General features: G+C 44.5%; 14 protein-coding genes. 9 read left to right on the top strand and 5 right to left on the bottom strand.

Features of this window, described 5'->3' with window-relative positions; genetic code table 11:
* The first annotated feature begins 117 nt into the window (after positions 1–117).
* Entirely contained in the window at positions 118–1,254 is a 1,137-nt protein-coding gene (locus AC3RV5_RS12230; protein ID WP_489727929.1) for an ISAs1 family transposase, read from the top strand.
* Here AC3RV5_RS12230 and AC3RV5_RS12235 read toward each other — a convergent pair.
* The gene (locus tag AC3RV5_RS12235; protein ID WP_489727930.1) at positions 1,228–1,749 is read right to left on the bottom strand and encodes a hypothetical protein; all 522 of its coding nucleotides are present in this window, start codon (positions 1,747–1,749) and stop codon (positions 1,228–1,230) included. The genes AC3RV5_RS12230 and AC3RV5_RS12235 overlap by 27 nt on opposite strands.
* 182 nt (positions 1,750–1,931) lie before the next feature.
* On the opposite strand from AC3RV5_RS12235, the gene AC3RV5_RS12240 reads away from it, so the two are divergent.
* From AC3RV5_RS12240 to AC3RV5_RS12270, 7 genes are all read left to right on the top strand, one after another.
* Positions 1,932–3,152, top strand: coding sequence for a pyridoxal phosphate-dependent aminotransferase (locus tag AC3RV5_RS12240; protein ID WP_489727931.1), 1,221 nt, complete (start codon positions 1,932–1,934; stop codon positions 3,150–3,152).
* 6 nt (positions 3,153–3,158) lie between these two features.
* Positions 3,159–3,767, top strand: coding sequence for a 5'-deoxynucleotidase (gene yfbR / locus AC3RV5_RS12245; protein ID WP_489727932.1), 609 nt, complete (start codon positions 3,159–3,161; stop codon positions 3,765–3,767).
* A gap of 65 nt (positions 3,768–3,832) precedes the next feature.
* On the top strand, positions 3,833–5,197 hold the full coding sequence (locus AC3RV5_RS12250; RefSeq protein ID WP_489727933.1) for an anti-phage deoxyguanosine triphosphatase: 1,365 nt from the start codon (positions 3,833–3,835) through the stop codon (positions 5,195–5,197).
* Between the two features lie 125 nt (positions 5,198–5,322).
* Complete coding sequence (msrP, locus tag AC3RV5_RS12255; RefSeq protein WP_489727934.1) at positions 5,323–6,321, top strand: protein-methionine-sulfoxide reductase catalytic subunit MsrP; 999 nt, start codon at positions 5,323–5,325, stop codon at positions 6,319–6,321.
* A 52-nt stretch (positions 6,322–6,373) separates the two neighbouring features.
* Complete coding sequence (gene msrQ / locus AC3RV5_RS12260) at positions 6,374–7,006, top strand: protein-methionine-sulfoxide reductase heme-binding subunit MsrQ (protein WP_489727935.1); 633 nt, start codon at positions 6,374–6,376, stop codon at positions 7,004–7,006.
* Between the two features lie 80 nt (positions 7,007–7,086).
* Positions 7,087–7,479, top strand: a complete 393-nt coding sequence (locus AC3RV5_RS12265) for a hypothetical protein (protein WP_489727936.1) — start codon at positions 7,087–7,089, stop codon at positions 7,477–7,479.
* Positions 7,480–7,590: 111 nt separating this feature from the next.
* The gene (locus AC3RV5_RS12270) at positions 7,591–8,064 is read left to right on the top strand and encodes a YchJ family protein (protein WP_489727937.1); all 474 of its coding nucleotides are present in this window, start codon (positions 7,591–7,593) and stop codon (positions 8,062–8,064) included.
* Positions 8,065–8,108: 44 nt separating this feature from the next.
* Here the strand turns inward: AC3RV5_RS12270 and AC3RV5_RS12275 are convergent, their stop codons facing one another.
* Entirely contained in the window at positions 8,109–8,804 is a 696-nt protein-coding gene (locus tag AC3RV5_RS12275) for a heparan-alpha-glucosaminide N-acetyltransferase (protein WP_489727938.1), read from the bottom strand.
* Positions 8,805–8,844: 40 nt separating this feature from the next.
* Positions 8,845–9,096: a RepB family protein gene (locus tag AC3RV5_RS12280; RefSeq protein WP_489727939.1), complete on the bottom strand. Its 252-nt coding sequence runs from the start codon at positions 9,094–9,096 to the stop codon at positions 8,845–8,847.
* Positions 9,097–9,248: 152 nt separating this feature from the next.
* Here AC3RV5_RS12280 and fabA point away from each other — a divergent pair, with 152 nt between their 5' ends.
* Entirely contained in the window at positions 9,249–9,767 is a 519-nt protein-coding gene (fabA, locus tag AC3RV5_RS12285; RefSeq protein WP_489727940.1) for a 3-hydroxyacyl-[acyl-carrier-protein] dehydratase FabA, read from the top strand.
* Between the two features lie 39 nt (positions 9,768–9,806).
* Here the strand turns inward: fabA and rmf are convergent, their stop codons facing one another.
* Complete coding sequence (gene rmf / locus AC3RV5_RS12290; RefSeq protein WP_489727941.1) at positions 9,807–9,983, bottom strand: ribosome modulation factor; 177 nt, start codon at positions 9,981–9,983, stop codon at positions 9,807–9,809.
* Positions 9,984–10,529: 546 nt separating this feature from the next.
* Entirely contained in the window at positions 10,530–12,206 is a 1,677-nt protein-coding gene (locus AC3RV5_RS12295) for a DUF3466 family protein (RefSeq protein ID WP_489727942.1), read from the bottom strand.
* Between the last annotated feature and the right edge of the window lie 38 nt (positions 12,207–12,244).

Raw genomic sequence — 12,244 nt, forward strand, 5'->3', positions numbered from 1 at the left:
CATTTCTGTGCAGTCAGCGTATCCACGGCCCTAACTCCACGGCAAGATCATTATAAATTGAACCTTTAGAAAAAGTAGTGATCAGATCGAGGCATAATATCTACCTCGGTCATCATAATGAGCTCTACTTTTCTGAAACACTTCTCCTCTATTTCTGATCCACGAATTGAACGCTGTAAAAAACATAACTTACTCGACATTTTGCTACTGGCTATTAGCGCCGTTATGTCAGGCAGTGAGGGCTGGGAAGACATTGAAAACTTTGGTCATCTCAAGCTAGATTGGCTTCGCAAGTATCGTCCATTTAAAGCAGGTATCCCACGGCATGATACGATTGCACGGGTGATATGCCGGTTAAAATCGGATGAAATAGAGAAAGCCTTCCAAACATGGATATCATCGCTTGTTGAAGATACGGGTTGTGGTGTGATTGCGATTGACGGTAAAACCGCACGACGCTCTTTTTGCACAAAAGAGCGAAAAAATGCACTGCATACCGTCAGTGCATGGAGTTGTGAGCATCAGCTTGTGCTAGGGCAAGTAGCAGTAGACAACAAAACCAATGAAATCACCGCCATCCCTGAATTGCTGGCAATGCTCGATATTGAAAACAGCATTATTACACTCGATGCAATGGGGTGTCAGCGTGAAATCGCCCAGCAAGTGATTAAACAAAAAGCTGATTATATCTTAGCGCTCAAAGGAAACCACTCAGGTATGCAGGCGGAGTTAGCCGCATGGTGGCATAGATGTGTGCGAGAGGGATTATCAGATAAGGTTTATTCGACCCATACAGAAATCAATACAGGACATGGGCGCATTGAAAGCAGAACATGCCAACAACTGCTTATTAATCACAATTGGTTGGATAAAAAATATCAATGGCGCGGTCTAAAAAGCGTTATTCAAGTGACGTCAGAGGTGCATGATAAATCGACAAGTACAGATAGTGTCGAAACACGCTGGTACCTGAGCTCTTTAGGTTTAAACGCCGAGCAGGCCTTGAATTGTGTCCGAAGTCATTGGCAAGTTGAGAGTATGCATTGGGTCTTGGATATGACGTTCAGAGAAGACGAATCACGTATCCGCAAAGGGCAAGGAGCACTGGCCTTCAATGTGATGAGGAAAATAGCGATGGCCTTGTTCAAACAAGATGAAACAAAAGTCGCTAGCATGGCAGCTAAAAAGAAAATGGCTGGGCTTGATGATGATTATCGCTCAACCCTTTTAGAATCTGGCATTAAAATGCGCTAGCCGTGGCCCTAACTCGGCCCTTGGCCAATTTACCTGACAGTGAAAATGTTTCTCTAACCGTTTATGTAAGTCACTGAAACGTGTCAGGGGTTCATTATTGCCGCTGATACATTGCCAGACAAATCTATGACAGTTGTTTTTGAATACATCGTACTCACTATATTGATAAAGCTGTGTCACTGCTCGCATGACTGCTTGTGCAGCAACCAGTGGTTCACCTTTTTCATTGCAGGCCACAGAAATCAATTCACCGCTGCGCTGGGCCACAAATCGCGCCGGAGAGATTGCCCAGATCAAGCCGTTGCCCTTAAGTTCAATGATATCGCCGTCTAACCAGATAGCGGTATGTTCAAACACACCAAAGATGCCACAGCTAACAATTGCTCCGTCAACCGGTGCAACAGCTTCTGCGGTCATAGCACTATGACGTTTATCGGCGTATTTAACGCCCGCACAGATAGCGGCTGCCCCCAGCCACATTAAGGGTATTGGCATCTCAATCTCCTGCTCATTTTAGGTATTGTTAGCGTTTATTAGCCTAAATGTACAATTTGAGACTGTAAGAAGATGTTAGCCAACATTTTCACAAAAAATAATAGCAAAATAGAATAATGACTTAACACTAACAGACTAGCTGTATTACCCTGTGAAACATGTGGTAGTGACTTGTAATGGCAATGAGAAAAATAAATAAATCTAACAAATTAGAAAACGTGTGTTACGACATTCGCGGTCCTATCCTGGCACAGGCGAAAATGATGGAAGACGAAGGGCATCGCATTTTAAAATTAAATATTGGCAACCCTGCGCCATTTGGCTTCGACGCACCTGACGACATACTCAAAGACGTGATCCACAATCTTCCCCAATCCCAGGGTTACTCAGATGCCAACGGCATTTACGGGGCACGGGTGGCGATAATGCAATACTACCAACAGAAAAATATCCGCCATGTATCAGTGGATGATGTATATGTCGGTAACGGCGTGAGCGAGCTTATCGTCATGACCATGCAGGGTTTGCTCAATACCGGTGACGAAGTGCTGTTACCTAGTCCGGATTACCCGCTGTGGACAGCAGCCGTAAGTTTAGCCTCTGGTGCACCGGTGCATTACCGCTGTGACGAACAAGCTGGCTGGCAGCCGGATATTGAGGACATCAAGTCCAAGATCACATCAAACACCAAGGCCATAGTGCTGATCAATCCCAACAATCCCACAGGTGCGGTGTACTCAAAGGCCTTGTTACTGGAAGTGATCGAGGTTGCCCGCCAACACCAGTTGATCATTTTTAGTGACGAGATATACGACAAAATATTGTATGACGATGCCCAGCATCACTGTATTGCAGCCCTGGCAGATGACGTGTTTTTTATCACTTTTAGTGGCCTCTCCAAAAATTACCGGGTGGCGGGGTTCAGAGCTGGCTGGTTCGTGGTCAGTGGTAATAAACTCATGGCTGAGAATTACATTGAAGGCTTAAATATCCTGTCGTCGATGCGAATGTGCGCCAATGTACCCAGTCAACACGCTATCCAAACGGCTTTGGGAGGTTACCAGAGCATCAATGATCTGACAGCTCAAGGGGGGCGCTTAAAACTGCAACGGGATCTGGCCAGCAGGATGCTCAATGAAATTGATGGTATCGAATGTGTCATCCCCAATGGTGCCATGTACTGTTTTGCCAAGGTGGATGCGAAAAAATTTAATATCACCAGCGATGAACAAATGATCCTCGATTTGTTACGACAGGAAAAAGTATTATTAGTGCACGGCAAGGCCTTCAATTTGGCCGGGGGCTGCTACTTCAGGTTGGTGTTTTTACCCCATGTGGATGTCCTTGAGCCGGCCATAAAAAAAATTGAAAACTTCTTTAAATATTACCGACAGGCAGACTAGTTAGTTATGAGTATTGCACCAAATAAAAGTCATTTTTTCGCACATATGTCTCGTATGAAACTCATCACTCGCTGGCCGTTAATGCGCAATGTACGAACGGAAAATGTGCAAGAGCACAGCCTGCAAGTGGCCATGGTGGCGCATTCATTGGCGTTAATTCGCAATAAGTATTTTGCCGGGCAGCTGGATCCTTTCAAGATAGCAACCATTGCCTTGTTTCACGACGTATCAGAAGTTCTAACAGGCGACCTGCCGACACCGGTCAAGTATTACAACCCGGCTATTCAGGCTGAATACAAAAAGATCGAAAAAATCGCCGAACAGAAATTGATCGATATGACCCCTGGGGATTTCAGGGAAGATTATGCTCAGTTGATCAACCATCACCACCATAGTCAAGATGAAGCCTTTATCATCAAAGCCGCCGACGTCATTTGCGCCTATCTGAAAACACTGGAAGAATTGTCTGCAGGTAATCATGAATTTGAACCCGCCCGCAAACGTTTAGTTAAGATTCTTGAAGATTACCAATCGGCGGAAGTGGATTATTTTATGGGTGCCTACGTGCCCAGTTTTAGCCTCAGCCTGGATGAAATTAGTTCGGAAGAATATTAAAGTTTAGACACAGCAGAAAAAACAGTTTCCCTACTATTTTCACCAACACAAGGCGGTTAATACCCATGCAGCAAAATTCAAAGTGGTCAGACCGGTGTTTCGGCCAACAAGTTCAGCGAGACGGGGATCATCGTTCAGTATTTCAACGAGACAAAGCCCGTATCTTACATTCCGCTGCCTTTCGTCGATTACAGGCCAAAACCCAGGTTCTGGGGGTGGGTATGAGTGACTTTTATCGTACCCGGTTGACCCATTCTTTGGAGGCATCGCAAATCGGACAGGGCATTGCAGCCCAATTGCGCAGCAAACAACCGCAATTGACCGAACAACTTGACCTTAATGACACCTTAATTGAAGCTTTATGTTTAGCCCATGATATTGGTCACCCTCCATTTGGCCACGGTGGTGAAATCGCTTTACATTATATGATGCGTAATCACGGTGGTTTTGAGGGCAATGGCCAGACGTTTCGGATTGTCACTAAGCTGGAACCCTACACCCGAGATCATGGCATGAACTTATGCCGTCGCACCCTACTGGGTCTGGTGAAATACCCCAATTATATTCAAAGTCTAAACACCAAGGAGAACCCCCCAAACGGTTTATCGCCCTTAGAACAGTTTTCCGTACCCCATCGCCAAATTAAAGCCAACGATTGGCATCCCCCAAAAGGGCTTTATAATTGCGACGCTGAAATGTTTGAGTGGTTGCTTGAGCCCATGACAACCGATGACAGAGCGCACTTCATGCAATACAGCAGCGCCGAACTGCCAAATAATCATCATAAAACCCGTTTTAAATCCTTCGATTGTTCGATCATGGAATTGGCCGATGATATTGCCTATGGGATCCATGATTTGGAAGACGCTATTGTTATGGGCATTGTTAATCGTCAGCAGTTTGAGACGGAAGTGGTTGAGCCCGTTTCCCAATTAAAGCCATGTTGGTTGGCCAACAAGATAGCCCCCTTATCCCATAAGCTTTTCAGTCGCCATCATCACGAACGCAAAGATGCCATTGGCGCCCTGGTCAATTGTTTTATTACTAATATAGAAATTAACCGAACCAATGCGGCTTTCGACCAAGACTTACTCAAATATAACGCCATCTTTCCTGCGACCTATCAGCAGGCATTGTCAGTGTTTAAACGATTTGTCTATCAAAGGGTGATCCGCAAACCGGACATTCAATTGTTGGAATACAAGGGGCAACAAGTGGTAATGGAATTATTCGAAGCCTTTGCCTCAGATCCGGCGCGATTGCTACCTGAAAATACCCGGCAACGCTGGTTAGAGGCTGAAAAAGTGCAAAACGGTCACCGCGTCATCTGTGATTATATCTCTGGTATGACAGATGAATTCGCGTCACGTTTGTACAACAATTTATTTACGCCCAAAAGCAATGGTGGCCACGACAGTATTACTATATAAAGCTAGCATTTCACTGATTTCCAAAGTGAAGTAACAGTCGTGATAAAAAAGTGATGAAATTAATGCAAGGCCAACCTTGTCCTTATTACTGAAAGAAAATGCGACCAAGCGGAAGTGACTTTATTATGTTGATCAAAACTCCCAATGCAAGTGCCGAAAACGAAAGTCAGGTGACAGATGAAGCCGTGTATTGGCAAAGACGGCAGGTTCTCAAGAGTATGGGATTTTTGGGCGCGGCGGCGTTACTGGCCAGTCCGGGGGCAAAGGCCGGTTTTTTTGATGATGACGAGATCAAATTTAAAACCCGAGCATTGGATTATCAGCCAGCCACCACTGCCCTATCCGGCGATAGCCTGACCCCGGAAGAAAAAATTATCAGCCACAATAATTTTTATGAATTTGGTACTGGCAAAACCGACCCCCTTAATAATGCCCAGCAATTTGATGTGGACCCCTGGTCACTGAGCATAGATGGCTTAGTTGAAAAGCCATATAAATTGGGTTACGAAGACCTATACAAACAGTTTGATTTGCAAGAACGTATATACCGGCTGCGCTGCGTTGAAGCATGGTCCATGGTTATCCCTTGGATTGGCTTTCCGTTGGCTCAGCTGCTAGCCAAGGCCAGTCCCTTGAGCTCGGCTAAATATGTGGCCTTTCAAACCCTGCACGATCCCAAACAAATGCCCGGACAACGTAATGCCTTTGCCGGTGGCGGTATAGATTATCCCTATGAGGAAGGTCTGCGCATAGACGAAGCGAGTCATCCTCTTACCCTGCTGTCAGTAGGACTGTATGGCAAGACTTTACCAGCGCAAAACGGCGCCCCGATACGCTTAGTTGTACCCTGGAAATATGGTTTTAAGAGTATCAAGTCTATCACTCGTATTCATTTGACCGATCGAAAGCCGGCCACCTCCTGGAACAAATTGGCTAACAACGAATATGGTTTTTACGCCAATGTAAATCCCCACGTAGACCATCCCAGATGGAGCCAGGCCAGTGAAAGACGTATCACCTCTGGTGGTATATTTACCCGAAACCGTATTCCTACCCAACTGTTTAACGGCTATTCACAAGTGGCCTCACTATACGCAGGCATGAACTTATCCAAAAGCTTCTAAAGATCAGGTGGATCTATTTAGGGTTAATTTTCTGCCAACAAGACCTGTTTACATGCTAATTAAAACTAGACTCACTTTGAAACATATTCAGTGGTTTAAGGTGTGTATTCATCTTAGCGCGCTGCCCCCCCTACTCGTGACCTATTACCGGGCATTTAACGATCAACTCGGGGCCGATCCGGTCGAGGCGCTTTTGCACTTCACCGGTATCAGCGCATTTAACTTACTGCTGATTTCCCTATGCATATCGCCAATGGCCAAAATTCTCAGACAAGGATTATTGCTCAATGTCAGACGACTGCTGGGGGTTTACGCGTTCGTTTATGCCCTGGCCCATGTGAGTAGCTACGTCTTATTCGAACTACAACTGGACTGGCGTCTAATAGTTTCAGAAGTGATTAAGCGGCCATATATTACAGTGGGTTTTAGCGCCTTTGTCATACTGTTATTAATGACTCTGACGTCGACTAAAAGTGCACAGCGCAAATTGAAGTCTAATTGGCAGAAGCTGCATAACTGGGTTTATTTGGCCGTGATATTAATTGCCTTACACTATATATGGTCGGTTAAGTCGGCCATAAGTCAGCCACTTTTGTATTGGGCCCTAGTAGGGTTTGTATTGTATTTCAGACGGCAAAAGTTATTGCGCCCGTTTATGCATTGGACAAAAAAGAGGCAAAAATAACAAAAAAAACTTGCATGTATTTATATACAGTACTAGTGTATACCCAACCACTGTATATAACATCAGCTAAAGAGCAACTTATGGCAAGTCTACATGCATTCTCGAATACCAGATTGACTAACAAACTAGATAATGTCTCTATCTATAACCAGGGACGCTTAGCTAGTTTATTTTTAGCCAACGAGCAACACAAATGGACTTATGTGATTGCTAATAACCTGGTTTTTTGTGCGCAGCAGGCACACGTGATCCAGTTGAAAAAGCCTAGAAAAGCAGACCTTGCCCAGTGGATAGAAAAAATAATTTGTGCCGGTCAATGTGCAATGTTATTTGTTGAGCAATTAGACTTGGATGAAATAAGCAAGGCGCGCATCATGCAACTATGTGTTATCCATAATGTGGTGCTGGTTAATATTTCACTTAACCAAGCCCAACGCGCTGAAGTTATTAAGGGCCCATGGTTAAATGACTAGGGCTGGATAACGTTTATAAAAGCTTTTGTGTTTATCAAGCTGGATTTACTCTAATGCCAGTGTATGATCGGCTCTAGTTTGACGAACGCCAAGATGATACTCCAGGTAGATATGAATAATGATTTTCCGTGTTATTGCGGCTACGACCACCCCTTTTCAGCCTGTTGTCTGCCGATTATAACAGGTAAACGGCAAGCCAGTACACCTGAAATCCTTATGCGCTCCAGATACAGCGCTTACGCTGGTAGGTATTTCGAGTATGTATTGGCAACCTATGCCTTAACCCCGCGCAATTTGCTAAACCTCAATGATATTCAGGAAGATGCCGGCAACACTAAATGGCTACGACTCGAAGTAATTAACACAATGACCAGCCAAGACACTGGCGAAGTGGAATTCAATGCGTTTTATCAGTTCGATAAGCAATTATTCAAATTGCATGAGCGCTCGCAGTTTTGCCAACAAGATGCTAATTGGCGTTACACTGCCGGTGAAATTTATGCCGATTCAGGCCCGTACCAGCAACGCAGAAATGACGAATGTCTTTGCGGCAGTGGTAAAAAATTTAAAAAGTGCTGTCTTTGACAGACGATAACAGCGCAAGACTTGGCAATGATGTGTTCGGGGCGTCAGCCAACAGAGACTTCCACCAAGCTGAAACCGAGGTATAAGATAGGTTGGTGTATTAAATAGATAATAAGTGAGTGGCGTCCCAGATATCCGAGCGCCCCACTTAACCTATTGTGGCTAAAACACAAACCAAACATATTTTTATACATAATATAAATGCCTATCAACACCACACCAAACCATGGGATGAAACTCACCAAATCTACTGAGCGTTCGGGTATAGACAAGTGCTCAACGGCCCATTTCCATAAGGGATAAAGATCGACGCCCCAGCCTAAATAGGCGCTGAGCATTAATACCCCCACTGCCAGGGATACTTTTGGTAACCTGGCAAACCATACTGAAAACAATAAAGATAATGCGATGAAATGCAGGATCCCGAAATAAACCCATTTATCCGGGTACATCAACAGGCTGCCGACTGTTATGCCCAAGGCGGATAAAACCAACAAACCCAGACTACGAAAAAATTTAGACCAGATGATTCGTTTTGAATAAGCAATGTAGCTGCTCATGCCAACAGCCAATAGAAACCCGCTGACGATAACTGCTCTAAAAACACGCCAATGTATATCGCCAGCAGTATTAAAATCGGCATAATCAAAAACGGCTAAATCAAAACAGAAGTGGAAAATCACCATTAGAACGATGGCCGTTCCCCGAAACACATCTAATTCAAAAATCCGCCGCATCATTTAAGACAAATCACCGGCGTTACCCACCTTAGGGGCTAAATTATTTTTCATGATCTTTTAACCACTCGTTAAGCAACTTTATTTGGCCGCATTTATATGCCGCGTAGGTTATGCGTAACGCATTAGACAGTATTTCACTGTCGGTCCAGCCGGTTTTGTCAGCTATCTCCTGGTAACTCTGCATAGCTTGCTGGGTCACGTATCCTCTGACCTGCCGCTTGCCTAGCTGTTTTTGGCGTTCACGGAAGCGGCGCTGTTTTTCGGCGTTCGCCTGCATTTTTACATTTTTCATTTCGATATCATCAGTTTATAAAATTCGACCTTGAACACTTTGCGCTATAATCTATTACTCAGCCCGTGATGTAAATAAATCACTGTTCAGAGTTGTTTAGCGTACAAGTGTTCGCTAAATTACGCCCTTTGAGAAAATAGATTCGGAATACTATGACAATACAAAAAGGCAGTTTCACAAGAGAAGATCTATTAGCCTGTAGTCGAGGTGAGTTATTTGGTCCTGGAAACAGCCAATTACCCGCACCGAATATGCTGATGATGGATCGCATCATTGAGATTTCAGAATCTGGTGGGGAACATGACAAAGGCGTAATCATCGCCGAACTGGATATCAATCCTGATTTGTGGTTTTTTGCCTGCCATTTCCCAGGTGATCCGGTAATGCCGGGCTGCTTGGGCCTGGATGCCATGTGGCAGCTCGTCGGTTTCTTTTTAGGTTGGTGTGGTGGCCCGGGTAAAGGTCGCGCCCTGGGTGTAGGTGAAGTGAAATTTACCGGACAGATATTACCTACGGCCAAAAAAGTAACTTACCGTATTGATATGAAACGGGTTATTAAACGTAAGTTATATATGGGGCTAGGTGATGGCACTGTATCTGTAGACGGACGGGCGATTTATCACGCAAAAGACTTAAAAGTTGGCTTATTCCAGGATACCAGTAATTTCTAACTCCTTAATAAAACTAAAGCCCCGTAAGGGGCTTAAAATTTATCTGGTGTTCAGACCTATATTTCGATCTCCGATGGCCTCTCGCCACCCCCCTAACCATTCAGATCTGGCCTCTGAAGCCTGGAAAGGGCATAGCTCTTTCGATCGTCCACAAATGCCTGCTTGGTAACCTTTGGAATGCGCTCTGGAAAGTTTATCTCTCTTTTGTCTCTTCATTGAGTTTCCTTTAATGACATAATTTAAACCGTGCTCAGGGTGAACACCCAGATAGAGATAGGGGTTCTACTCATTTGGTTCAATAACATTTCCTCAAATTAGGCTTTGATAGATACTAAGTAACTGAAACTAAGCTAATTTAACCTATAAACGTATTTAACATATTGAATCGTTATTTAAGACCATTTTGTAATAAACCGCTATTTACCCCCATATCGAGTAGGGTGAGGCTTATGCCTCATCCCTCTCACAGAACCGAACGTACGGACCTCGTACACGGCTCCTGCATACTTCATATCACCTTAATTTGTGACACAACATCATTATGACAACTAACATCGCGTGCTAGGTTCGCTTACGCTGTGTATCGCTAACTTCCTATGGCTTACTTCACACCCCACCGTTAGCCAGTGACGCACTTGCCATTCAGATTATCTTCCCCTTAGTCAGGGTGACTCCACTATCTTTCAAATGGACGGGTTTGCCAGCTTCGCTGGGCAAACAAAAAAGCCCGTTATAACGGGCTTTAAAAAATAACTTGAGCACTTAGGATCTGCGGCGCCAACCTACCAATAACAAACCTAAGATATTTAGGAAACCCAAGCCGGCGCCTTTACGATCGTTATTAATATCTCCGTCTGGGTCTGGGCCACAGTCATCAATAGTGCCCCCAAGTATGGGTTCCAGACGCACGGCAACCACTTTATCCGTTAAAACTTCATCGCCATTAGCATCAACGATATTTTGCCCTAAAATATTTTGCAACGGGCTACGTATGAGCGCGGAGGCAGCAATTACGTTTGAGTCGTTAATCGCCGCAGCATCCACCAGGGTATAAGCGGAATGACATTCGACTAAGGTATTTAGATTCTGAAACGCCGCAGTATCATGGTTATATAGAAAAGCTTCGCTTCTACGATTTGAGATAGAGTTACCCACTTCCCCCTTGCCTACCACCATGCCGGCGTTATTTATCCCGTTAGCAACGCTTGACGAGCCCCGGAAAAAGTCTGAAGGATAGACTGTCTCATCAGTATTGACGTCATGCACAAAAAACTTGCTGCGGGTGGTGCCGTTTACCGTTTTATAACCGTAGCCAGTCACTAGCCCAGCATTATTAATATCGGTAGCGGTGCTTGAGAAATATTCATTCTCGTCAGTAATAGGTTTGACATCATCACCGTTGAAAATCGCTGCAAATGTGCGGATAACGCCAGTATCCCGCAGCTCATCCTGGGAATCTCCCACCGCCACACCACTGTCATTGATGGCAACCGCCCGGCTAAAATAATTAGCGGTATCATCTTCCTCTGGGGTATAAAGCAGACCTAATTCTTTGGTACTGATGATGTTGCCTTGGTTGTCCAATTGCCAGATTGTTCCCCGGCGTTGAAAACTAAATTCCAATGTTTTAGCACCACTGGTATTTGCAAACAAAAAAAGTTTGCGTAAACAGACTTCAATGGGCTCATCGGGACGAGTGGCATCATCCTCACAAGTATCGATCGACGTTTGTAATGTGGCAGAATTCAACAATGAGGTGCTGTATCCGGCCACCTGATTGCTAGTATTGATATCGTAAGCTACACTTTTACCGCCCGCGGTTTCGTCTATGGGAGGCAATTCCACGGTGGTACCATTGACCTGGGCAAAAGCTCGGGAGTAAAAGTCGTTCACCACATAGGTAACGCCTGTCCCATCCTCAAGGGTATAATCCAGAGTGTAAAACAAATCAAAACTGGTGCCTACTGAGCTGCCAAGATCATTAACCGCTCGTACTGTAGTATCGTTACTGAAACTATAGGTATTGCTATCGTCCAACTGGTCAAAACCTGGTAAAAAGTTGCTTGAACTGTTATCTACCAAATAGGCCTGTGTTTGGGCAAGCTGTTGAACCGTCAAGTTTTCACGATTACTAGCGATCAAGCTATATAAAAATGCGTAATCGGCATCGTTATAATTGCCAATCTTGGCCGCTTCTATATCCGTTAAGTTGTCAATTAAGACTTGCAGCTCAAAATCGATTAACGATTCATCAATGGGCGGATTGTAGGGGGTGGCAACGTTGACAGCTATTTCGCCACTTGCGTTAATAGCAATGGGAAAGGTGTTTTGCCCTTTGTTGCTCACTTCAAGCTCGACAATTCTATATTGGGCACCCTGTGCCACAGAAAGGGTCAAAGCCGATAAGGTAAATGCTGCTGCCAGTCTTGTTTTATTCATTTAAAATCCTGATGTCTTTATTCAGTTGCTAATATTCA

The organism is Paraglaciecola sp. IT1134 (assembly GCF_058068185.1).